Origin of the sequence: Pseudoalteromonas sp. NZS71_1, assembly GCF_015864305.1 — a bacterium.
GTDB classification, from domain to species: domain Bacteria; phylum Pseudomonadota; class Gammaproteobacteria; order Enterobacterales; family Alteromonadaceae; genus Pseudoalteromonas; species Pseudoalteromonas arctica.
This window is the reverse complement of sequence record NZ_JADYXM010000004.1, coordinates 205,414-230,389: the sequence shown is the minus strand read 5'-3', so window position 1 is coordinate 230,389 and position 24,976 is coordinate 205,414. Positions and strand designations below refer to the sequence as shown.

The 24,976-nt window shown below is 37.0% G+C and carries 20 protein-coding genes; 2 read left to right on the top strand and 18 right to left on the bottom strand.

Features of this window, described 5'->3' with window-relative positions; genetic code table 11:
- Nucleotides 1–2 precede the first annotated feature (2 nt).
- From acnD to I6F43_RS08640, 4 genes are all read right to left on the bottom strand, one after another.
- Entirely contained in the window at nucleotides 3–2,612 is a 2,610-nt protein-coding gene (acnD, locus tag I6F43_RS08655) for a Fe/S-dependent 2-methylisocitrate dehydratase AcnD (protein ID WP_197101881.1), read from the bottom strand.
- Nucleotides 2,613–2,770: 158 nt separating this feature from the next.
- Nucleotides 2,771–3,898 carry a bifunctional 2-methylcitrate synthase/citrate synthase gene (gene prpC / locus I6F43_RS08650; RefSeq protein ID WP_197101879.1) on the bottom strand — a complete coding sequence of 376 codons (1,128 nt, stop codon included), beginning with the start codon at nucleotides 3,896–3,898 and terminating at the stop codon, nucleotides 2,771–2,773.
- Between the two features lie 48 nt (nucleotides 3,899–3,946).
- Complete coding sequence (prpB, locus tag I6F43_RS08645) at nucleotides 3,947–4,825, bottom strand: methylisocitrate lyase (RefSeq protein ID WP_076923873.1); 879 nt, start codon at nucleotides 4,823–4,825, stop codon at nucleotides 3,947–3,949.
- Between the two features lie 82 nt (nucleotides 4,826–4,907).
- Nucleotides 4,908–5,597 carry a GntR family transcriptional regulator gene (locus I6F43_RS08640; protein ID WP_024590401.1) on the bottom strand — a complete coding sequence of 230 codons (690 nt, stop codon included), beginning with the start codon at nucleotides 5,595–5,597 and terminating at the stop codon, nucleotides 4,908–4,910.
- A 265-nt stretch (nucleotides 5,598–5,862) separates the two neighbouring features.
- Between I6F43_RS08640 and rsmF the strand changes: the two genes are divergently transcribed.
- Nucleotides 5,863–7,314, top strand: coding sequence for a 16S rRNA (cytosine(1407)-C(5))-methyltransferase RsmF (gene rsmF / locus I6F43_RS08635; protein WP_197101877.1), 1,452 nt, complete (start codon nucleotides 5,863–5,865; stop codon nucleotides 7,312–7,314).
- Between the two features lie 158 nt (nucleotides 7,315–7,472).
- On the top strand, nucleotides 7,473–9,416 hold the full coding sequence (locus tag I6F43_RS08630; RefSeq protein ID WP_231614053.1) for an acyltransferase family protein: 1,944 nt from the start codon (nucleotides 7,473–7,475) through the stop codon (nucleotides 9,414–9,416).
- A gap of 486 nt (nucleotides 9,417–9,902) precedes the next feature.
- On the opposite strand, the gene I6F43_RS08625 is transcribed toward I6F43_RS08630, so the two are convergent.
- The 14 genes from I6F43_RS08625 to I6F43_RS08560 form a co-directional block, all read right to left on the bottom strand.
- Entirely contained in the window at nucleotides 9,903–10,628 is a 726-nt protein-coding gene (locus I6F43_RS08625) for a VpsP family polysaccharide biosynthesis protein (protein WP_197101875.1), read from the bottom strand.
- On the bottom strand, nucleotides 10,621–11,349 hold the full coding sequence (locus I6F43_RS08620; protein ID WP_197101873.1) for a tyrosine-protein phosphatase: 729 nt from the start codon (nucleotides 11,347–11,349) through the stop codon (nucleotides 10,621–10,623). The genes I6F43_RS08625 and I6F43_RS08620 overlap by 8 nt, the downstream gene beginning before the upstream one ends.
- 15 nt (nucleotides 11,350–11,364) lie before the next feature.
- Nucleotides 11,365–13,569: a GumC family protein gene (locus I6F43_RS08615; RefSeq protein ID WP_197101871.1), complete on the bottom strand. Its 2,205-nt coding sequence runs from the start codon at nucleotides 13,567–13,569 to the stop codon at nucleotides 11,365–11,367.
- A gap of 21 nt (nucleotides 13,570–13,590) precedes the next feature.
- Entirely contained in the window at nucleotides 13,591–14,115 is a 525-nt protein-coding gene (locus tag I6F43_RS08610) for a polysaccharide biosynthesis/export family protein (protein WP_197101869.1), read from the bottom strand.
- On the bottom strand, nucleotides 14,115–15,335 hold the full coding sequence (locus I6F43_RS08605; RefSeq protein ID WP_197101867.1) for an outer membrane beta-barrel protein: 1,221 nt from the start codon (nucleotides 15,333–15,335) through the stop codon (nucleotides 14,115–14,117). Before I6F43_RS08605 ends, I6F43_RS08610 begins: the two co-directional genes overlap by 1 nt.
- Nucleotides 15,319–16,722, bottom strand: a complete 1,404-nt coding sequence (locus I6F43_RS08600; protein WP_197101866.1) for an undecaprenyl-phosphate glucose phosphotransferase — start codon at nucleotides 16,720–16,722, stop codon at nucleotides 15,319–15,321. The genes I6F43_RS08605 and I6F43_RS08600 overlap by 17 nt, the downstream gene beginning before the upstream one ends.
- Before the next feature lie 193 nt (nucleotides 16,723–16,915).
- Nucleotides 16,916–17,254: a 3-phosphoshikimate 1-carboxyvinyltransferase gene (locus I6F43_RS08595; protein WP_442960237.1), complete on the bottom strand. Its 339-nt coding sequence runs from the start codon at nucleotides 17,252–17,254 to the stop codon at nucleotides 16,916–16,918.
- Between the two features lie 106 nt (nucleotides 17,255–17,360).
- Nucleotides 17,361–18,338, bottom strand: coding sequence for an acyltransferase family protein (locus I6F43_RS08590; RefSeq protein WP_197101860.1), 978 nt, complete (start codon nucleotides 18,336–18,338; stop codon nucleotides 17,361–17,363).
- Nucleotides 18,331–19,497, bottom strand: a complete 1,167-nt coding sequence (locus I6F43_RS08585; protein ID WP_197101858.1) for an O-antigen ligase family protein — start codon at nucleotides 19,495–19,497, stop codon at nucleotides 18,331–18,333. The genes I6F43_RS08590 and I6F43_RS08585 overlap by 8 nt, the downstream gene beginning before the upstream one ends.
- The gene (locus tag I6F43_RS08580) at nucleotides 19,498–20,535 is read right to left on the bottom strand and encodes a glycosyltransferase (protein WP_197101857.1); all 1,038 of its coding nucleotides are present in this window, start codon (nucleotides 20,533–20,535) and stop codon (nucleotides 19,498–19,500) included.
- Between the two features lie 42 nt (nucleotides 20,536–20,577).
- A complete protein-coding gene (locus I6F43_RS08575) occupies nucleotides 20,578–21,516 on the bottom strand; it encodes a glycosyltransferase family 2 protein (RefSeq protein WP_197101856.1) in 939 nt (312 codons plus the stop codon).
- Nucleotide 21,517: 1 nt separating this feature from the next.
- Nucleotides 21,518–22,627 carry a glycosyltransferase family 4 protein gene (locus I6F43_RS08570; RefSeq protein WP_197101855.1) on the bottom strand — a complete coding sequence of 370 codons (1,110 nt, stop codon included), beginning with the start codon at nucleotides 22,625–22,627 and terminating at the stop codon, nucleotides 21,518–21,520.
- The gene (locus I6F43_RS08565) at nucleotides 22,628–23,779 is read right to left on the bottom strand and encodes a glycosyltransferase family 4 protein (RefSeq protein ID WP_197101854.1); all 1,152 of its coding nucleotides are present in this window, start codon (nucleotides 23,777–23,779) and stop codon (nucleotides 22,628–22,630) included.
- Nucleotides 23,776–24,819, bottom strand: coding sequence for an acyltransferase family protein (locus tag I6F43_RS08560; RefSeq protein ID WP_197101853.1), 1,044 nt, complete (start codon nucleotides 24,817–24,819; stop codon nucleotides 23,776–23,778). Before I6F43_RS08560 ends, I6F43_RS08565 begins: the two co-directional genes overlap by 4 nt.
- Between the last annotated feature and the right edge of the window lie 157 nt (nucleotides 24,820–24,976).

Here is a 24,976-nt window from a genome sequence, read left to right as displayed (position 1 = left end):
CCTTATGCAGATTTCGTTGCTTCTAAAAAGTCTTGTGCAAAGCGTTGTAACACACCACCAGCCGCGTAAATAGAAAGCTCTTCTTGGGTATCGATACGGCACTTCATAGGCACAGTGAGTACTTCACCATCTTTACGGGTAATACTTAAATTAACGGTGGCACCTGGTTTTAAATCGCCCGCTACATCGTACGTTTCGCTGCCATCCAGCTCTAGAGTTTTACGCGTTGTGCCTGCTTTAAACTCAAGCGGTAAAACACCCATACCAATTAGGTTAGTGCGGTGAATACGCTCAAAGCCCTCAGCTGCTATTACTTCAACGCCTGCAAGTCTTACGCCTTTTGCAGCCCAATCGCGCGACGAACCTTGCCCGTAATCGGCACCGGCTACAATAATAAGCGGTTGTTTACGCTCCATGTAAGCTTCGATTGCTTCCCACATACGAGTATTAGTGCCTTGTGGTTCTAAGCGTGCGTAAGAGCCTTGCTTAACTTCGCCGTTTTCGTCCAGTACCATTTCATTAAGTAGTTTAGGGTTTGCAAATGTTGCACGCTGCGCTGTTAAATGATCGCCCCGGTGCGTTGCGTACGAGTTGTAGTCTTCCTCTGGGACGTTCATTTTGGTCAGGTATTCGCCAGCAGCGCTGCTTGCCATAATTGCGTTTGATGGCGATAAATGATCCGTTGTAATGTTATCGCCAAGCACTGCAAGCGCACGCATACCGGTCATTGTGCGCTCACCCGCAAGTGCACCTTCCCAATAAGGAGGGCGACGAATGTAGGTGCTTTCTGGGCGCCAGTCGTAAAGTGGGTCGTTATCTTCACCGTAATCTACGGTTAAATTAAACATCGGCTCGTATACTTTTCTAAATTGCTCTGGCTTAACGCTTTGCTTAATTACTGCATCAATCTCTTCGTCAGACGGCCATAAATCTTTAAGCGTAATATCGTTGCCTTGTTGATCTTGCCCTAGTACCCCTTTTTCAATATCAAAGCGAATAGTACCTGCAATGGCGTACGCAACAACTAAAGGAGGTGACGCTAAAAATGCTTGCTTAGCATAAGGATGAATGCGCCCATCAAAGTTACGATTGCCCGAAAGCACCGCTGTAGTGTATAAATCGCGATCAATTACTTCTTTTTGAATAACAGGGTCAAGCGCACCGCTCATACCATTACAGGTAGTACACGCAAAACCAACAATGCCAAAGCCAAGTTGCTCAAGCTCTGTTAGTAGGTTTGCATCTTCAAGGTATGATTGCACTGCTTTTGAGCCTGGTGCTAATGAGGTTTTAACCCAAGGTTTGCGCATTAAACCCTTAGCATTTGCGTTACGGGCAAGGAGTGCAGCGGCAATTACATTGCGTGGATTACTCGTATTAGTACAGCTAGTAATAGCGGCAATAATACATGCGCCGTCTGGCATTAAGCCTTCTTCATTTTCAACGACACCCGAAATACCTTCTTTAGCTAAATCGCTTGTCGATACACGGCGGTGTGGATTAGATGGACCCGCAATATTGCGCCCCACGCTTGATAAATCAAACTTAAGCACACGCTCATATTTTGCGGTTTTTAAGCTATCGCTCCAAAGGCCTGCTGTTTTTGCGTAGTTTTCTACAAGGGCAATTTGTTCTTCTTCGCGACCTGTTAAACGCAAGTAATCTATTGTTTTATCATCGATATAAAACATGGCTGCAGTTGCGCCAAATTCAGGTGTCATGTTTGAAATGGTTGCTCTGTCGCCAAGTGTAAGCGCATCGGCACCTTCACCGTAAAACTCTAAATAAGTAGATACAACACGTTGCTCACGTAAAAATTCAGTAATGGCTAACACAATATCGGTTGCGGTAATACCGGGTTGGCGCTTGCCTGTTAGCTCAACACCGACAATATCGGGCAAGCGAATATAAGAAGCACGGCCAAGCATTACGCTTTCAGCTTCAAGCCCACCTACGCCCACAGCAATAACACCTAGCGCATCAACATGTGGCGTGTGGCTGTCGGTGCCAACTAAAGTATCTGGGAATGCAATGCCATCTCGGTTTTGAATAACCGGCGACATTTTTTCAAGGTTAATTTGATGCATAATGCCGTTACCCGGTGGAATAACGTCAATATTTTTAAACGCAGTTTTTGTCCAGTTTATAAAGTGAAAACGGTCATCATTTCGTCTATCTTCAATGGCGCGGTTTTTTTCAAACGCATCAGGATCAAAACCGGCATGCTCTACCGCTAACGAATGATCCACTATTAACTGCGTGGGTACCACAGGGTTCACTTTTGCTGGATCGCCGCCTTTGGATGCAATTGCATCACGAAGCCCAGCTAAATCAACAAGCGCTGTTTGGCCTAAAATATCATGGCAGACCACACGCGCCGGATACCACGGAAAATCTAAATCTTGTTTGCGCTCAATTAGCTGATTAAGTGCATCGGTTAACATGGCAGGGTCGCATCGGCGTACTAAGTTTTCGGCAAATACACGTGATGAATAAGGTAGCGTGGCATATGCACCTGGCTTAATTGCATCTACGGCTTCTTGAGTATCGTAATAGTCGACATTTGAGCCCGGTAGAGGTTTACGGTATTGGGTATTATTAATTATGGTCATAATAAGGGTTCGCTAATTTGGTGACGGATGTAATACCAATTTTATGGAGGGTGCAATTGGTATTTTTCAAGAAAGGCTTTAGGTTTGTAGTTGTTTTTATTATATAAAGCATTAAAGCCGTAAAAGGTGAGCCATTGGCTCACCTTAGTTAAAAATAATTAACTTCTTGATTCGATTGGTGTGTAACTACGTGCATCAGGCCCTGTGTAATCGGCACTTGGGCGGATAATACGGTTGTTAGCGCGTTGCTCTTTTACATGTGCAGTCCAACCAGTAACGCGGCTCATTACAAATATTGGCGTAAATAATTTAGTCGGAATATCCATAAAGTGATAAGCAGATGCATGGAAAAAATCGGCGTTACAAAACAGTTTTTTCTCGCGCCACATAATCTCCTCACAACGAACAGACACAGGGTAAAGCACGGTATCGCCCACCTCTGCCGCTAGTTTTTCAGACCATTTTTTAATAATTACATTGCGTGGATCCGATTCGCGATAAATAGCATGACCAAAGCCCATTATTTTATCTTTACGTTCAAGCATGCCCATTACTTCTTGCTCAGCATGCTCAGCACTTGTAAAGCCTTGAATCATATCCATAGCGGCTTCGTTAGCACCACCATGTAATGGACCACGTAGCGTACCAATCGCACCTGTTACACAAGAATGAATATCAGAAAGCGTTGATGCACACACACGACCCGCAAATGTAGAAGCATTAAACTCGTGCTCTGCGTATAAAATTAGTGATACGTTCATCACTTGTGCAAATAACTCGCTAGGTGCTTTGTCGTGTAACAGCGTTAAAAAATGTGCGCCAACAGAGTCGTCATCTGTTTGTGTTTCAATGCGAACGCCATCGTGTGTAAAGCGGTACCAGTAACAAATAATACTTGGGAACACAGCAATCATACGGTCGATTGCATCATTGGCTTGGCTAAAATCAAGCTCCATTTCAAGGTTACCCAACATTGAGCAACCCGTGCGCATTACATCCATTGGATGCGCATCTTTAGGAATATTTTCAAGCACAGTTTTAAGCGCATCTGGTAAGCCGCGTAAGCTTTTAAGTTTAGCTTTATAATCAGCCAATTCGCTAGTTGTTGGTAACTCACCGCGTGAAAGTAAAAAAGACACTTCTTCAAACTGCGCTTTTTCGGCAAGTTCGCTAATATCGTAACCACAATACGTTAAACCAGAACCACTTTGTCCAACAGTACACAATGCTGTTTGACCAGCCACTTGTCCGCGTAAACCCGCGCCGCCTAATGCTTTATCTACCATGATCTTCTCCTATCTATAATTTGTGTGTGGTATCTATTTTAATAGTTATTATTTGTCAGATTTTGATGAAAAAAGGGTATCGAGTGTGTTCTCGTACGTGTGGTAATCTAAAAAGTCGTAGAGCTCAGAACGCGTTTGCATATTTTCAATTTGGCTTTGTTGCGAGCCTTCATTCAAAATTGCTGAATACACGTTAAGTGCCGCTTTGTTCATAGCTCTAAATGCACTTAATGGGTAAAGCACCATTTCAACACCTACATCATTTAGCTGCTCTTTTGTGTAAATAGGTGTTTGGCCAAACTCAGTAATGTTTGCCAAAATTGGAACGTTAATCGCTTTTGCAAATGCTTGGTAATCAGCAAGGTCGTGTACGGCTTCTGCAAAAATAGCGTCAGCACCGGCTTCAACACAGGCTGCTGCACGGTCTATCGCGGCGTTTAAACCTTCTTTTTGAAATGCATCGGTACGGGCCATAATATAAAAATCGCTGTCGGTTTTTGCATCAACCGCTGCTTTAATACGGTCAACCATTTCACCTTGGCTTACAATTTCTTTATTAGGACGATGGCCACAGCGCTTTTGGGCTACTTGGTCTTCTATATGAAAACCAGCTGCACCCGCTTTAGTCATTTCTTTTACTGTGCGTGCAATATTAAACGCGCCGCCCCAACCGGTATCGGCATCAACTAACAGCGGTAAATCGCTCGCACCTGTAATACGACGAATATCTTCAAGCACGTTATCAAGGCTTGTCATACCCAAATCAGGCATACCAAACGAGGCATTTGCAACACCGGCACCTGAGAGATAAATAGCTTGGTGGCCCATTTTTTCTGCCATCATCGCTGTGTAGGCGTTAATAGTACCTACCACTTGTAACGGGCGGTTATTGGCAATAGCGTGTTTAAACTTTAATCCTGCTGACATTACTTTCTCCTCACTTTGAACGGTTGCTACGTGGAGTAACTTATACTTTTAATATGTAATTGTGACTGTTTAACTGCTCTACTTAACTTTTAGCCGTTAATAAATCAAATTTGGTTTGAATATTTGCTTGCGATGCACTTATATGGCGCTTCATAAGCATTTCGGCCAGTTCGCCGTCGTGGTTTTCAATGGCGTTAATAATAGCTAAATGCTCATCAAACGCTTTTGATACACGCGGCCCCACCATGCCCATTTGTACACGGTACATGCGTATTAATTGATAAAGCTCATTACACAGTAAATGAATTAAATGCGCGTTTTTACTGCCTTGAATAATACGATAATGAAAATCTAAATCGCCGGCTTCTTGATAATAAGATTCGCCCTCTTTAACACGTTGTGTTTGTAGGTGTTGATTAAGTAATTGCTTTAAGCCTTTTACTTCTTCGGGTTCCATATTGTCGGCAGCAAGCCTACATGCTAAGCCTTCAAGTGAGCTGCGAACTTGGTACACTTCAATCAAGCGCTCAGCGGTAAGAGCAACTACTCGGCAACCTACGTTAGCTTTACGCTCAACAAGGTAACAACTTTCTAGGCGATTTAACGCCTCTCTAAGCGTTGCACGGCTTACACCATAGCGTTTGGCAAGCTCAGGCTCTGATATTTTACTGCCTTGAACTATGCTGCCCTCAACAATCTCACGGCGCATATCTACAAATACTTGATCTGATGCGGTAGTTATAGGCGCTTCGTTTAAAAATGTGTGTGTCATAAGTTATTTTTTAGATTGTCGACAATTAATGTGGTTACTATGGGCTTATTAAAAAATCATGTCAACCCTTAAACCTATCAAAACGGCTAAAAAACACACCCATTGTCGACACTATTAATCTAAAGCCGTATAAAACACGCTTCAAAATAGGCCGAACCAATAAAGTGTCGACATGGCAATAAATTGGATGTTACGTTTTTAAGCACTGAAAATGCGTTATATAAATGCTATTATCGCGCTTTATTTTTATAGTATGAGCTAACGCGTGAACGCCAACACTTTTATTCCTGAGCACTTTATTGACGACGTAAAAACCTATTTACCAGCACATCTAAACTTAGATGACTTTTTAAATGCGTGTCGCAGGCCACTCAGAAAATCTATCCGCGTTAATACATTAAAAATTAGCATTGAAGAATTTGTAGAACGTGCAACTGAAAAAAATTGGCTGCTAACCCCAATCCCTTGGTGCAGTGAAGGCTTTTGGTTAGAGCGCCCAAGCGATGAAGAGCAAAATCTAGCCCTTGGTAATACCGACTTACACCTAAGCGGTGCTATGTACGTACAAGAAGCAAGCTCAATGCTGCCGCCTATCGCCTTAAAGCAAAGTATTAAACTCGCAGACTCTCAAAATAACACCGTGCTTGATATGGCATCAGCACCGGGCTCTAAAACCTCACAGCTAGCAGCACTTATGAATAACCAAGGTGTACTTGTTGCAAACGAGCTTTCGTCATCGCGCCTAAAAGTACTTAGCGCTACATTAAAGCGCATGGGAGTAGGCAACTGTGCGCTCTCGCATTTTGATGGCGTTATATTTGGTAACTACATGTTTGAATGCTTTGATAGCATACTGCTAGACGCGCCCTGCTCTGGCGAAGGGACTGTACGTAAAGACGCCGACGCACTAAAAAATTGGTCAATAGAATCAAACATACAAATAGCCCAAGTACAAAAAAACTTAATTAAAAGCGCATTTTACGCATTAAAGCCAGGTGGCACATTAGTGTATTCAACCTGCACACTTACCCCGCTCGAAAATCAGCAAGTATGCGATTATTTACTCAGTGAGTTTGGTGACTACATAGCACCGCAATCCCTAAGCGACTTATTTGAAGGTGCAAGCAAAGCCACCACAAGTGAAGGCTACTTACATGTATGGCCACAAACGTTCGACAGCGAAGGCTTTTTTATTGCTAAATTTAAAAAGCACGCAAGTTGCGATAACCCAAATCAAACTGTTAAAAAAGGCGTGTTTCCGTTCAACGAGTTTGATAAAAAACAATATGCCGCGTTTATGCAATCGCTTAAAAAGCACTTTGGGTTAACTAATCTGCCTGGCAGCTTAATGCAACGCGATAAAGAACTGTGGTTATTTCCACAAGGGTTTGAAGCCGTACAAAACAAAATTAAGTACGCACGCTTAGGTATTCAAATTGGAATTATTCATAAAAATGGGGTGAGGCTAACGCACGAGTTTGCAACCGTATTTGGCAATGAGTGTAAAACCAATATATTTGCTTTAAATAACGAACAAGCAAATGATTATTTTCAAGGCAAAGATATACGCTTAACTGAGGCAACTCAAACTATAGGCGAAGTGGTATTAACGCTATGTGGCTGCCCTATTGGGCTGGGTAAATGGCAAAAAAATAAGATCAAAAATTCACTACCGCGAGATCTAGTACAAAATACACAGTTAATAAGTTGGGTTTAATGGATATACTTTACAATATATTAACCATATAATACTAAAGCATTTAAATGTTCCTTGTATCTAGCTGAGCTAATACATAAAATTAATGATGATTAATTTACTAGCGTTATTACTCGGTCTCATTTATAAAGAATTTATATCAAATAAGGAATATTAGTTTGCAGTTCAGGGAAGATATTAATGGCTTAAGGGCTATAGCAGTTATTGCTGTTATTTTATTTCATTTTAACTCATCTTGGATACCTGGTGGATTTGCAGGTGTAGATGTGTTTTTTGTTATCTCTGGTTTTTTAATGACAGGGATAATATTTAAAGGATTAGAACAACAAAAATTTTCTATTTTAAGGTTCTATGTTGCACGTGCAAATAGGATTATTCCAGCGCTCGCCATTCTCTGCGTTATATTATTAATTTTAGGTTGGTTTTACCTTACCCCTCAAGACTATAAAGCATTAGGAAAACATGCCGCTAGCAGTATAGCTTTCGTATCAAACGTAACATACTGGCTAGAATCAGGCTACTTTGATGCCTTATCAAGCGAAAAATGGTTATTACATACGTGGTCATTATCTGTTGAATGGCAATTTTATCTGATTTACCCATTAGTCCTTGTTGCACTATATAAATTTATATCTATAGACATGATGAAAAAGGTAGTGTTAGTTAGCACTATTTTAGGCTTTGTATTTTGTGTTATTGCTACTTATAAATGGTCCAAAGGTGCTTACTTTTTATTACCATCACGTGCCTGGGAAATGATGCTGGGTGGGGTTGCATACCTGTACCCATTTAGTATTAAAGACAAACAAAAAAAGTTAGTTGAATGGATAGGTATTGCACTTATTTTAGGCTCTTATTTTTTAATTTCAAAAGATACACCTTGGCCTGGTTACTTTGCTGTTTTTCCTGTTTTAGGTGCATTTCTTGTTATTCAAGCACAACGTAACAATAGTATCGTCACAAGTAATATTGTCTTTCAAAAACTAGGTGCATGGTCGTATTCGATTTATTTATGGCATTGGCCTTTAGTTGTAATCATTTATTATTTTTCTTTAAATAATAATTATATTTATATCGGCATTGCATTGTCAGTACTACTTGGATTTTTAAGTAACAAATATATTGAAAAAATTAAGTTCAAAAGTAATTTTAATAAACGTTTAGATTATTTAAAGTGCAAACCGCTATATTTAGCATTAATTGTTGGAATAGCTGGATACATAGTTATTTCAAATAACGGTTTTGATAGTGAGGTTAGGCTAACCTCTGAACAATTGATAGTTACTAATGGTATGCATAAGAATAAACGAGAGCATTATTGTGGAACACTTATTGATGGAGATTCTCCATCTTGTAAATATGGTGATGGTGAAGTTAAAGCTATTGTATTAGGTGATAGCCATGCACAAGCATTAGTTGAAGGTATTGGCGTTCAAGCACTGTTATATAATGGCTCAGTGATCGATTGGGGTTTAAAGGCCTGCAATACTATAAAGGGGGTTTATACTACAGACAACTTTGGCAACGTTATAGATGACTCTTGCGGAAAACTAGTTAGTAAATTAATCACTCGTGCAGGTAAAGAGTTTAAAGGTGTCCCTGTAATAATAATTAATAGAACATCACAAAACTTAATTGGCAAGAATGAAGATAAAACGAGCTCACCACCTAATCGTTTTGTTGATAAAAGGTTTCAAACAAGAAGTGATGCTTATAGAGAGAATTTGGTATCGCACATGGTCGATACTATTTGTGAATTTACAGAGAATAATCCTGTATATTTACTGAGGCCGCTACCTGAGTTAAAAATTAATGTACCTAAATCTATGTTTAGATCAATGCTAATTCAAAACCAAGCGGAAAGAGTAAAACTTCCTAAATTAGAGTATGACACTCGTCAAAAAACAGCGTATGAGATGCAAAATAAAGCGGTTCAAAAATGCGGAGCAAAAATATTAAACCCAATCCCGCTTTTATGTGACTCAGAGTTTTGCCATGGAGACATTGATGGAAAACCACTCTATTTCGACGATGATCATTTAAATTTGTATGGGACTAAAATTATTTCGCCTGTATTTGATGAAGTATTCATGAACAATTAGGAATAAATCAAAGCTCAGAAAAGGAATAGTTAAGGCTGAGGAAAAACTAAATAAACGTTATTAGACTAGTTTCATCATAAACTATGGAAGATATTACTCTCTGAATTATAATTATATTCCTTATTAAGTAGGAGAGCTTGTCGTTTATTACTAAATAGTAAGATGGCTTTAACGCGGTATGGTTACCATAGTAGGCGGCGAGAATGAAAAAGGATAAGATCAAAAATTCACTGCCGCGCGATCTAGCACAAAATACATGGCTAATAAGTAGGGGTTAAACTAAAGTGCAAATAACGCATAATTAATCTAATCATTTGTTATCGAATGTAACCTGGTGGCAAAATTAGTTATGCTTTTTTGAATAGCTTTACTACACTTTAAAGTACTTTCTTCTTCTCCCTAACGAACCAAGAAAGTGTTTTAGTTAACGCTAGACTCAATTTAGAGTCACTTTACAGCCCAGAGGCTTTTAACCTCTGGGCATTTTTATTTGCAGGTTTGTTTGTAAATATAACGCTGTTTAAGTTTTTTATATGCAACGCCAAATTGTAATGACATACATAAGGTAGGTAGTTGATTTAATTGTTTAGCAATAGTGTAAATGCGGTTAAATCGATAACCATATTGGGCAGCCATGCTTAAAGAGTTTACATACAGTGCCTTATACTCAGGAGGTAGTTGCTGCCAATTTGCTAATGAAATTTCTATAATACCCAAATGCACCTCAAGCTTGTATGGACCTACTTTTTTAGCCTGCTCAATATAATTTAAAACTTGTTTACTTGGCCCCTCTTGGTAACTAGTAACTTTAGCAAGTTCAATCCAAGTTTCAGCCCATGAGCTTCTAATCTGGGTAGAATGAAGTAAAAGCGATTGGCTCTCTTTATATTCAGTGTCTAGCTCACTTTGCTCAGTTTGCTCGGTATTAGCTAAAGCAAGAAACTTAATATACGCTAAAAAATGTAAATAATGGGCATGTTCGGGCTCAAGCTCTATGGCTAACTTAATAGCATTTTGGGCTTTGTTGAGCTCATTATTATAAACCTCAGGAGCATCAAGGGGTGAGGTGTTACTGAGCTCTTGTACTGTATTTAGTGAGCTAAAATACCAGGCATTAGCGCGCATGCTTTGTAAACTAAAATAACAAATAATGATTGTAACTATTGCCAACAGAGCAAGTTGTAACCGTTTAAAAGCCAGCGGATCAACCATTGAACAACACCTCTGTTAAACACTTAGGATTTGTTACAAACAGTTCATGCGACTTACTCTCACCAAGCATGTCGGTTACTCGTTTTTTTGCCTTACTTAAAATAGGTGGCCTGCGATTAACCGAATGAGCGTCAGATGCAATATAACTAACTAAATCGGCTTTAAGCATATGCTCACTAATGTACAGAGCTTTCTCTCCCCAAAGGCCTTCAATGCTAGACGCTGTTAACTGAAACTCACATCCTAACTGTGTAAGTTTTTCGATGTAAAATAAGTTTGACTGAATATCACGATTTCGCTCTGGGTGCGGAATAACCACTTTTATATTTTGTTTAGCGAGCCAAGAAATAAATTTATCGTACCCCTGAGGTACATGTGAATGAGGTAGCTCTAACAATAAATAATTAAAGCCATTTTTTTTGCCGATAAACGGTAGTTTATTAGTTAAAATAAGCGGCATTAACTCAACATCAAGGCGAGCCTCAGCGGCAACTGCAATATTTATATTAATATTTTGGGCTAGGCAAGCTTCTTTTAAGTAGGTTAAATCGTTCAATAGTTGAGGAGCCGAATTATTATACCGGCCTAAATGAATATGTGGGGTTGCAACAATATGTGTTATACCGTCACTTTGCGCTATTTTTAAAAGCGCTAAAGACTCGTTTAAGTCTTTAGCGCCATCATCAATACCTGGCAAAATGTGTGAATGTATATCAATCACAATGTAATAGGCCGTTTAAGTATTTTCTGGTTCAGGTTTTTTAGAATAATCGTGGTAGTCGTAGTAACCATAGCTATGCTCATCGTTAGACTTACTCATATCCACCTGATTTAGCACCACACCAGCTACATGTGCTTTTACTTCAAACAAACGCTCAAGACCAGCTTTAATTGGTTTAATACGTGTAACGTCAGATTTAACTACATATATTACCGAATCAGCACTTTGGGCTATTACTAATGCATCACTCACAGCTTGTGTTGGTGGTGTATCAATAATTATATGGTCGTACTGAGTTTTAAGGTGTTCAATCAACTGTGTAAATTTTATGTTTGATAACAACTCAAGTGGGTTACTGGGTATTTGCCCGCTTGGCATTATTACTACACCAGACTTTTCATCAATGTGAACACATTCACTTAGCTCTTCTGTACCCACTATTAGGTTTGTTAAACCAGGGTGATAAACCGGTATTTCAAATCGCTTAGCGATAGTTGGTTTACGTAAGTCACCATCAATTAGCAGTACTTTACCCATTTGAGCTAAAGATATAGCCAAATTAGAAGATGTTGTTGTTTTACCTTCACCTGGTGCTGTAGAAGTAACTGCAATTATTTTATGCTGTTTATCGAGCTGAGTTAAAAGTAAGCTGGTACGAAATGTACGTACTGACTCTGCAAAGCGCCTATAGGTTTCGTCAAGATATGCATGCATAGGCAATACACTTTTTTTAGGTATTTTCACCTGCGGAATTAACCCTAGCATACGCTGTGCTAATTTGCCCTCTACGTCTGGTTTAGTTTTAACGGTATCGTTAAGGGCATCAAAAATAAAGCTCATAACTATTGCAAAAATAAAGCTCGCTACAAATGCAAGTACAACAATAAGCTTTTTATTAGGTTTACTTGGGTTATTTGGCGCATAAGCTCGGTCGGTAAAACGCGCTGCAGCAGAAGTAAAATCGCTTGTTACTTCAGTTTCTTTAGAGCGTGATAAAAACGTATTAAATATATTGCGGTTTGTTTCTACTTCACGTTTTAACTGGTTATATTGAGTTTCTTTACGGGTAATATCTTGGTAACGCGCTCTAATATTACTTAAATCATTTTCGAGTGCATTCACGGTTCTTGTGACCCTATTGAGTTCTTTTTCAATACCCGTAATTAGATCTTTAATTTGTTTATTAAGATTATTTTTTACGGTAACAAGCTCAGCACTGGCCGATATAATTTTAGGGTGCTTAGGACCATAAACTTCACTTAACTCGCTTAACTTACGCTCAACGGCAACTACATCACGTTTTACGTTTTGAATAACATTATGCGATGTTATTTCAGGCATACTGCCTAATAACTCAAGGTTGTTGTTACCGTATTCAGTTATAACTCGGTTTATACTCTCGAACTTGTTTTTTTCGTTGCGCGCTTCTATTAACTGCGCTGATATTTGCTCAAGCTCTTGTGTTACTAGCCCTGCTATACCTTCAATATCAATAAGGTGCTGATCTTCTCTAAAATCTTGTAAGCGCTCTTCTGAGCCATCTAACTGAATACGTAATTGCGACAGCCGAGAATTCAGCCAATTAGAAGCTTGTTGAGTTATCCCCATTTTCGCACGCATTTGGTTATCAATGTAAACCTCACCTACAGTATTAGCAACTAAAGCGGCTAATTTGGGGTTACTTGACTCAAAGCTTATATTTACTAACTGAGTTTTACGAATAGGCGATATTGAAAGTTTCGATTTAAATACTGACAGTAAAATCAACATATCACGCTCAGCTATTTCTTCAGCTGATAAATGTCTTTCTTCGTTCTTATTCAAGAAAGGGAATAAATTTTTAATGTAAGATTTAGCCTGCCCCATCACGCTAGGTTTAGCAATAAAATCATCATATGAACCTAAATGAAGTTTTTTTATGACTTCCCTAGCAACGCTATCAGATTTCATTACCTCAAACTGGGTTAAATAGTACTCTTTTTGATTAGTATCTAGGCCGTAAATCTCTTCAAAACTTACAGCTTTTGCAGCTTCAGCTTCAATTAACAATGTAGCTGTTGCAGTGTATTTAGGGATTAAAGTTAAAGTAATCATTATACTAAGGAGTGTAATAACTATAGCAAAACTTAAAATTTTCCATTTAGTACGTGCGATAACTTTAAGATATGTACTCAAATCAATAATTTCTTCGTTACTAAATTTTTCAGGTGCTTTATTCATTTTTTAGTGCCTATAAACTGCTTAAAACAAGCGTTGTTCTATTTTTATTGTATCGCCTGCTGCAATTTGGCTATTAAGAGTGCCTTTTTGTTGCTGCTGCTTAGTTTGCTCTTTAAAAATATAAATTTTATCAGTTGATGCCCGCTCAGTTAAGCCGCCCGCCAATGCAATGGCTTGGTTAACTGTCATAGCTGGCTGATAAGGGTAACCGCCAGGAGATTTAACCTCACCATGTATATAAAAGGGCCTATACTCAACAACCTGAACATATACACTTGGGGTTTTTAAATAATCTGGCTGCAAGCCATTAACAATTGACTTTTCAACCTCAAAGGTAGTTAACCCAGCGAGCTTAAGCGCCCCTAAAAATGGGTAATTAACCTCACCACTGTTACCTAGCAATGCAGTTACCTCTAAATCGGGCTCGCCAAATACTTTTATTTCTACCTTGTCACCTGGGCCCAATACATAATCTTGCGCCGTTTGTGCAAAACAAGTAGCGCTTAGTAACAAGCAAACAGCACTAAAAAAAAGTTTACAGTTCATTAATTAGCCTTTAGAGCAAACGTAAAATTAATACCTACTATTACACGATCAAACTCAATTAATGGCTGGTTTGAGTTTTTATCAATAAAGTCTACATAGGTCGAAATTAAACCAAAGTTATTAGCTTGGTAATTTAAGCCAATTCGAGCGCTTTTAGTATCATCTTTGCGTCCAATATCCCCAGTGTATTGCTCATCTATATAGCTCATACTCGCTACAGAGGCTAAATAATCACTCCAATCGTGTTTCCATTTAACGCCGTACGTGCTTTCTTTAATGTAATCGCCTTCAAGCAATGGATCTGTTGCTGCCCTACTGGTTGTAAAATCAAACGTAGAGTAAGTTAAAGGCTGCCAAGTAATACCAGCTTCCCAGCTTAAGCCACTAAAGCTCTCACGTTGGTTATCGTCAAAGTCTTTATTTTGATAACCAAGCTTAAAGGTACCAGAAGTAAGTGACGTTGCCTCCCATTCCATACCAAAAAGTACTTTAATATCGTCAGAGTTACGAGAAACACCACTAGCCTCTAAAACGTCGTATCGAAAGTCATCACGGGTTACTTCAACAAATAATCGTGTTGCAGCTTGCGTGTTGTAATACCCTTTTGCACCAATTAAAGTTTTATCGTAATCACGAAATTGTGATGTAGCTCTAAAATTTTGATATTTTTTACTGTAAAAGCCAGAAACCAACTCTAATTGGGCTTTAGTTGTTTGCGAACCAAATTGGTAAGTACCAGTAATATCTTGTTGTTGGTACTTTATTAGCTCGTCAACAATATCACCCAAGCCCTGCGTTAACCCTGTACCTCGTGGCTCGTACAACCAATCAGCCGTGCCATTAATATCAAAAATGTGTCGGCTGGTAAGCTCTTTATGTACACCGGCGCCCAAATTAACTTGAGTAAAATTATCAACAGAATCTTTATTATATAAAGAGCTACTGGTGCCAACGTTTAGCTTGTAGCTGTCGGGGCCATCGTCTATTACCGCTGCAACACCTGGCGAAATTGTCCAAATTACTCGAGACTCGTCGTCGGTTGGAGTGTTAAAAACATTATCGTTAACACTTAATCCCGTTTGCAAAACTGGGGTAATTTCGGCACCATCTTTGGTCATAAAGCTGCCTGGCGTAAATTCTGCCAATGCAGGAGCTGACAACGTTGCCGACAATAAAACTACAGCACAAGGTATAACTGATTTTTTAGTATGCATTTGCATTTTTAAATCCCTTAAAAATTGTCATAAAAATAATTTTAACATCTAACCATAAAGACCAATGCTTTATGTAATGTAAATCGTATTCAACGCGTTTTTCCATTTTATCAAGCGTATCGGTTTCGCCGCGCCAACCATTAATTTGTGCCCAACCAGTTATGCCTGGTTTAGCTTTGTGCCTAAACATGTAAAACTCAACTTTTTTTCGATACTCTTCGTTATGGGCAACTGCATGTGGGCGTGGCCCTACTATCGACATATCGCCTTTTAACACATTTATAAATTGCGGTAATTCGTCAAGGCTAGTACGACGTAAAAAACCACCTAATTTTGTAATACGGGCGTCGTTTTTAGTAGCTTGAGTGACCACTGCACTATTTTCGGTTACCGACATTGAGCGAAATTTCCATACTTTAATTTTACGCCCATCAAGCCCATATCGGTCTTGCTTAAAAATTACAGGCCCCTTAGAGGTAAACTTAACAGCAAACGCTATAGCAATAAGCATAGGAGATATAAGCAGTAAAATAATGGACGACACTATTATGTCTTCCGTACGTTTAATAAACTCACGAGCACCAATAAAAGGGGATTCAAAAACGCTTAGCGTGTCTACATCGCCAACGTGTTCAACACGGGCATGTATTAAATTTGAGAGTAAAAAGTCAGGTATAAAGTGTACGTCGACCGTAGTGTCGCCAAGCTGTAGTAATAAATCGGCTATACGCTTATCGGCCTTCATTGGGAGTGCTATATAAAGTATGTCGATTTTGCCTTCGCGGGCGGCACATATAGCATTTTGAATTGTCCCTGCTATATCGTACGTTTTAACATTATTAAATAGGCGGTCTGGTTTGCGGTCGTCAAAAAAACCTAAAAACTTAAAACCAAGCTCATCGTTTTTTTCTATCTCGTCATACAAATAAACAGCAGACTCTGTAGCACCAACTATAGCAACGTTGCGTAAGTTCATGCCTAAACTACGGCGATTCCGTTTATATAATTGCACTCCAAAGCGCCATATATATAAATAAACCACACTAAGTAAAAACCACAAACCTAAGCCAATACGCGAAAGCGATTCGGTAAACTTAAACATAAAAGATATGACGAATAAAATACTAAAGGCAACAAATAAAGAGCCCCAAGCACATAAAACCATGGTTTTAAATTTACCAGCACGCCAAGAGCGATAAGCAGAGAATATTTCGGCGCAGTATAAAAAGCTTAGAGCAACGGTTAAAACCGCCACCATATAATGAGCTGTCAGTTCAAAACTATAAAAAAGTGCAGAGCATTGAAAGGCTAAAAATAAAGCAAATATATCGAATAAACGATAAAAACTAGCATCGGATGAGCTATTAGGCTTAAACGTCCTTGACGACTTCATACTTTTAGTCCCTAAGTAAAGTACAGTGAATAAATATCCACATAATTATAAATTAATATTAACGTATTACTTATCTGTATTCAATAATGCCGCTTTTAAAAACTTAAATTAGTGTAACAGTCCGCAACCAAATTAACCTATGATTGATAAAATACAAACAAATATAAACATTTAAATTTTGTTTATATTTAAACTACAAAAATAAACTTTTAACATAAGTCCATATACCTAATGAAAAACCTTCAAACAGGTTTATACCCAATGCCGATTTTAATAAATAAATAAATAACAACACTATAAAAAAACCGAAAGTCACTAAAGTGGCTTGGGCTATGGCAGAGGCTTTTTTTTCGGTTGCACTTAATTGTCGCCTATTTCGACCCGCTAATAATACAAAGTAATATCTGTACTTAAATAATCTAACAACACCTCTGCAATCTACGGCATGAACTCCCCACTGCCTAGCGCCAATAGCTATTTTAAGATGAGATAGTTGTTCTTCAGTAAAACTTTGCTGGACCTCTTCAGGCATCCTATTAAGTAAATTTCGTATTGATGGATCTTGTTTAATATTACTCAAGCGTTGCCCTTACATATTACTATTAAATTTTAAAAGCCATTTGCCTTTAGTAAGAATGTTATTTTTTATTAAATAGACGCTTACAATATAAGTTAATATTCAGCTCAACAAAAGTGAACACAAAGTGGCCGACGATAATAGACACAGATGTAAGTACAAATAAATACACTTCTTTATTGACTGTAGGAAAAAAGTACATAACCAATTTGTTAATAATTACCAATGAAAAAGCATGCGATAGATACAAAGAGTAAGAAGAGTCACCTAACTTAAATAGAAGCCTTTTAAACCCTTCTAATAGTTCTATAGGCTTAGCGACTCGCTCTAATAAAAGAGAGCCTTGGAATATGAACCACATTTGGACGCCGTAATAAATAACTTTTGACTTAAAATCATATAAGTATATTAAGCACAAAAATAATGAAATTATAGAAAGTAAGTAAAAATCATATCTTACAGGTAGTTTATATTTAAAAATATTATATGAAATAACTCCCATTGCAAATTCTAGCAAATAGTTGTCGAAATAAAAGTCTATTGAAAATATGTAACCAAGCGCTGCCAGCAATATTAGTGGTAGAAAAACAATGTTTCTTTTTTCAAAAAAGATAGCAAACAAAGCAAATATAAAATAAAAATAAAACTCATAGCTCAACGTCCACCCATTTCGTACCAGGTATTTATCGTCTGTTGGCAGTAAGAGAAATGATTTAAAGACCACGGTTTCACCACCACTACTATTAACTAAATCAGGTAAAGCAATAAAGATAGTCAATGCTAACAAGGTAAAAAACCAATAAAGTGGGATTATTCTCAAAATACGAGATTTTAAAAATTTAACCGCAGAAAAACTATGTTTATCTGTTGAAAAGCATATTATAAATCCTGAAATAATGAAAAAAAGATCTACTCCCGCTTGCCCAAAACTAAAGACCTCAGCATCTGGTAAGTTATTTTGTACTGACTTTATAGTTGCATGATAGTAAACAACTAAAATAGCAGCAATTCCTCTTAAGTATTGAATTGAATTAATCATGATTTAAAAACATGTAAGGATTAAGAAATGGCATAAAGAAGATTAAAAGCACAGCCTGCCCAGTAGACATAAAAGTTATTACAAATATACTATATATATAGAAACAATATAGTTCCTTGTGAAAGCATTTACTTTTAAAACATAAATAGATTTGATGTAATGACCAGGATATCAGTATAAGTAAGCCTATAACGCCATAGTGAACTAACATGTCCACATAAAAATTATGAGCACCATTTATAAGGCGTTCGTCCCAGTAATAATCGTACATATAATAAGTAATTCTATCTGCGCCAACTCCCAACAAAGGGTGTTCCATAATTATTTGGTAGGAATTTAACAATAAATTTTCTCTATGAATATTTGAAGTATACAAAGCAACTTCTTCATCTAGAAAATTAGCAAGATAGATTTCATTACTAATGAAAGAGTTGAAATCAAAAAAGTACAAAGCAAAAGCCACACTAACGGCTATTGAAATGAAAATAAGCTTAACCTCTCCTTTTGTAGGCCTAGCTTTTATAAGATAGAACAAAGAAAGTACAACTACTGCAATTGATACGCCGAATATCCCCTTCCTTTCCAGAGACAAAAATAAAGGGATCAAAGTTAACAAGAAAAATCTCAAAGCTACTTTGTCTTTATTTATAGTAGCCCTAAAAAGAGATAAGAGACTAAGTAATCCAAATGCATATTTTGCATCCCCTGCCAACTTATAGCCTAAATACTGACCATTAATTAAATGAAAGAATACAGTATAAAGAACGGAAAGAAACAGAAAGAAAACAGTTAACTGCAGAAACAGAGAGCTATTTTTCTTTGCATAAAATGATGCAATTATAAAAAACACCATAACCCAAAGAGTTTGTATTGCTTCCTTAATTGATGGCTCAATATCGTTATGAAACAGACCGTTAATTAGCAGATAGACTACAAACACCCACACAGGAATTAACCTAACCTGAAAAAAATTATAAAAAATCTTTGGCCGATTTACCAAATTTATTAAAACCAAGGCAAATAACAATAGGTCTGCTAGTCGGATTGTTGCCCCAAAAAAGCTATACCTAAACATAGACAAATATAAAGGCAATATTGAAGCTGACAAAATAAAGCCGGCATATTCTCTTCGCGGGTATTTGTAACTTATCTTAAACATTTAAGTTTCACTCAGAATGTTTTTATATAACTGTGAATGCAGCTTTACAGTTTTATTTATACAAAACTCTGCTGATTTGACTTGTGCTTCAACCGAAGCTTTTTTATATAAGTCTGCATCCTTCATTAAGTTCTTTATTTTTAATGACAGAACTTTAACTTCACCAACTTCAAATAAGTTTTCCTTAGCAACTACATAATTCAACCCATCAACATTAGTAGCAAATGTAGGCAGACCCGAAGCCATAGCCTCAACAGCAGCTATACCGAACCCCTCCCAGTGGGAAGATTGTACATATATATCAAGTGAGTCTAAAAAAGTGGGTATATCGTTAACTTGACCTAAAAATTTAACTTTGTTGCTTACACCTAAGCTTAAAGCATAATCTTCGTACTCTGATCTTAATTCGCCATCGCCCGCTAAATTAAGTACAAACCGATCATCAAGCAGAGTCATTAATTTTAGTAAGGTTTTAATATCTTTTTGTGGTGCAAAACGACCAACCATGCCTATATTAATCTCTTTTGCGTCAGCACTTAGTGTTTTAGCAGTTTGAGAAAATCGCTCTAGATTAACGCCATTATTTATAACATAAGCTTTTGAGCTATCCGCTTTAATACTTTCTAAAAATTTTGTTTTAACGCCTTCCGATATACAAATGATTCTTTTAAACTTTTTATAAATAATACTTTCAAGTGTTTTTATAAAGAGTATATCTCGGCGCCTGTAATGCGGGTTATGTTCTGTAACTATTGTTGGCGTATTTGTAAAGTACGCAATATAGATTGATGGGTATAAATGGGTATGCACTAAATCTGCAGCATTTAAGCGCTTTATAACACCCAAAAAGCCTAAGTCGCCTTTATGGAATACCTCTACCCCTAAAGCTTTTAACTCATCAACGTATTCGTTTTTACCACGTGTTAAAATCACCTCAAACTTAAAGTCATTGTTTTGCAGAGTCATTAAATCAACAAGCAAACGCTGAACACCACCTAGACGCTGAAGATCGTTAGTTATGTGCACTATTTTTTTCATTTATTATCCATAATAAGCTTTAATTTTAAATACACAGTTAAATTACAAAACTCGCCCAATAAAACAGCAAAAATAGGTGAAATTAAATTTTAAACGTTCAACAATAGAGCCATTATATTTAACGAACAGAGGTTTGAACGAATCATTTATTTTTGCACATTGCCTATAAAATAGATGTCTATCTTTTCTATTTTTGATCTTAGAGCCTTTTAGTACTGTCAATAAAGAGAACCTAGCAACCTCTGAAGTAACAATATTTTTATGATCATAAAGCTCAATAGTGTCTTTAACTGAATTAACTAAGTTGAGTAATAATTGAGAATAAGTAGAAGTGCGTAAGCTAGTGGTAGAACCCGCTCTTTTTCTGTAATAAACCAAAACAGAAGAAATTTTCACTGTTGTACCCGCCTTCGAAAAAGCCTGGACATTATAAAAAACATCTTCGTAAATCATACCTTCAGGGAAAGTAAGACCATCTAACATGCTTTTTCTGTATAAGCGAGTCCAAACAAAAAAACCACTACGGAATGGGTTTAAATTTGATGACTCTAACTCGGTTAGTATCAGAGTAGACCTAGCGGGGAGAACAGAAGTAAACTCTTCAAAACTAAATTCAATTATGTCATTTGTTGCCGCTGTTACATAAGATGAAAGTACATCCCAATAATTGGTAGCAATAGCATCGTCAGAATCTATAAAGCCAATATACTCACCTTTTGCAATGAGCAGTGCAGCATTACGGGCAGCAGCTTGGCCTTTATTAATGGGTTGCTTAATTATTGTTGAATTAAATTTTATGTCTGATTTATGCTCTAAAATAAAGCTTTCGCACAAGCTTATTGAATTTTCGGGGCAGCAATCGTCAACAAAAATAATCTCAACTTGATCGCTATTAACACCTTGCAGTAAGCTTTGCATTAAATCAGGTATAAATTCAGCCACTTTATAAACAGGGCATATAAGTGATAATTTAATTGTCATATTAATTATTTACACCACTTTTTAGTACGCCATATTCTTTTGCATAGCTTTCGAGCATTACAGGTAACGAGTATTTTTGCTTATATAGCGTGTAAGCAACATCACCATGTGACACTGTTTTGGCTTTGTTATTAATGTATTCGCTCATAGCGTTAGCCATTGTAGATGCATCACGAATAGGGATTAAATAGCCCGATTCACCTTCAATTATTAGCTCAGAGCAGCCACCAACATCAGAAGCAATTACCGCTTTTTTACAAGCCATTGCTTCAATAATACTTCGCGGTAAGCCTTCCCAAAAGCTAGAAAGTATAAATACATCAGCTTGAGTTAGTTTTTCAGCAAAGTTGTCAACCACACCACAAAAGTTTATTACTCCCTCAGGAAAATGAGAAAACAACTGCTTTACTTTAGCTTCATACTGGCCATCACCGTATATGCTTAAAGTAAAGGGTTTACCTTGGCTTAATAAAGAACCACACGCTTGAGCGAGCGTAGTGTAGTCTTTTTGATCTTCAAAACGAGCCGCGGTTATAAAATTAACGGGTTTGTCGGTTAGCTCCCACGTATCGTTAAATTTGCCGAGCATACCGTTACGTATAACCAACAGCTTTTTGTCGGGCACGCCTATTCGTAAATACTCATTTTTGTCGAACTCGCACACACCTATTATTTTTGAAGGTAAATACGATAGCAACTTTTCAAGTCGCTCATATTTTTTAAAGCCTTTATTTTCAGGTGTATTAACAAAAGGCACACCATGAGGAACATAATAAGAGCGTTTAAAAGTAAGCATTGCAGCTATACGCCCAAGCGCTCCTATTTTAGCCGTATGCCAAGAACAAACTTGCGGATTTTCCGATATAATCAACCATATTAATTTTAGCAATGACCAAATGTCGCTCAGCGGGCTTAAGTCTCTTTTTAAATTAGTTAAAGCATGCACTTTAAAACCAGCAGCTCGCAATTTAGTTATAGCATCGCCGTCGCCGCCTAATGCGTATACAACCTCGGCACCTTCATTTCTAAACTTTTCGCCAATTTGGCAAATATGTTTAAATGAACCAGATACAATAGTATCCGAACGCGTCATCCCTATTAAAACCTTCATCTATGCAGCTCCAAGTAATTTTTTATAAAGCTTTACATATTCTTTTGCTATTACGTCTACTGTAAAGTTAGATGTAATCAACTGCTCAGAAAAAGCTTGTATTTCACCACTATTTTTATTGTGTAATGCAATACCATCTTCTGTACTTTTAGCAATTTCAGCTGCACTAAAACCTGTAGCAATGTAACCGTTTTTATCTGTGAAAATAGCATCACTAGCACCACTAACAGGTGTCGACACTAGTACCTTTCCAGCTAATAAAGCCTCAAGTAATGAGTTCGAAAATCCTTCAGCCTCAGAAGCATTAACAAATATATCAAATTGCTTAATAAAGTTTACCGGATCGTCAACCTCACCATAAAATGTTATTTTATTTTGCAAGTTGTTTACTTCAATATATTTTTTTGCTGCAGGTAGTACACTACCACTACCAATTAAATGAAAATGCACTTGCCCATGCTTTTTGCTAAGCAATGCAAATGCCTCCATTAATACATCTACTTTTTTAATTTGCTCTAATCTGCCATGGTAAAAAAGATTTATTACAGAATCATTTTTATCATTTAAAACTGAGCTATCAGTATCAATTAAGCTTTTATCAATGCTATTTGGTATATTAATAATATTTTTAAAGCCAAACTCTTTACAGTTTTGTGCGATAACACCCGATATTGCGACTATTGTAGGGTTTGTTTTTAGTACAAAATCAGTCATTATTGGCCCAACAATCTTTTTCGTTTTTAACGCTTTAAAATCCATATGTTGGTTAGAGTTACCTACCTTAATTAATATTGGCTTTTTAAATAAACGTGCCAAGCAACACCCTACAAAGGCACCAAATTTACCTTGATGACAATGTATTACATCAAAGCTTTTATTATTAAACATACCCCAAATTAAAACGCGCATTAACCAATATACCGAAAAGGGTAACCAGCGACCAAGTAAGTCAGGGGCTATAGGTGAATACAAACGCGTTACAGACACATCGTTCATTACCTCATTTGCTTTGCCTTTTAACTTTTGGCGTGATGTTAATATATGTACATTAACACCTTCAGTTTGAATTCCTTTAGAGACTCGCCCGCATTGTTTTTCTGCGCCACCAAATACATCTGGCATGTATTGACATGTAAGCATTAAAATTTTCATTTAGATATATATTCCCTTAATCTAATGTTAATATTTTTTTCGACAATATTATATATAAAACAGCCAAATAGCACACTAATCAAAGTAATAAAAAACCAAGTTACTACTAGTGGAACATATTGTATTTGAGGGATTAGCCCTCGTCCAAAAATCCCACTTATAATCATAATAGGAAACATATGAAATAAGTATATTGAATAGGAGGCATCACCTAAGTAAACAAATGACTTATGAATTTTCATATCTTTTATTGGTGTGTAAAGTACTGCCAAAATAAAAACAGACAATGCTATAGGTGCTCTTGATATTAAAGACGTGTACTCCCATAAATAAGGGGTTGTGAAGTACATAAATAACCATAAACTCCCAAATATAACCACTACAAGCATAATATTTTTCGATATTCTATAACCCGACAAATATAGTTTTGCTAGCCAACCACCTATTACAAACTCAAATAATACCGGATTTTTTAATAAGCTTATAATAGCTAAATTTAAATCAGTTAAATGTGCAAATATAGAAAGTACCATTATAAAAACAGTAATTACTTCTAACCTTTTAGATGCAGCAAGCAATAATGTGGGAGCAAATAACATATAAAATATAATTTCATAGTTTAAAGTCCAACCTACCTTTAAAAAAGGAACAATAGCCCCTTCGTAAACATGTGGAATTAATAATAATGAATAAAACACATGCAGCCCGTCAAACACAGCTGAAGATCCAGGTAATAAAGCTAATACACTCATAAAAAATATAGCGACAAACCAAATAGGATATATTCTGACAATTCTTTTTTTAAGATATAAACCTATATCATTTGTATTTCTTGAGGTATAAAAAATAATAAAGCCAGACAATATAAAAAATATGTCTACCCCTATTGCCCCTATCTTTACAAACTGGTTTTCTGCAAGCCAAAAAGAATGCTCTGCACCTAGCTCAGCGTGTCGTTTAATAATCAAACCATGAACATGGTAGGCAACAACAATTATAGATGCCCAGCCTCTTAAAAACTGAAGTGTTAATAACTTCATATACTTCCCCTAGAAACCTTATTATGAACCGCTCTTTAATGCTCTGATAAAATATTTAGATACTTACATTAAAAAATATTCTGGAGTTTATTTATAGTTAAAGCACTGCTCTTATATTATTAACAATTACAATAAACTATTAAGCGTTAATCTAATA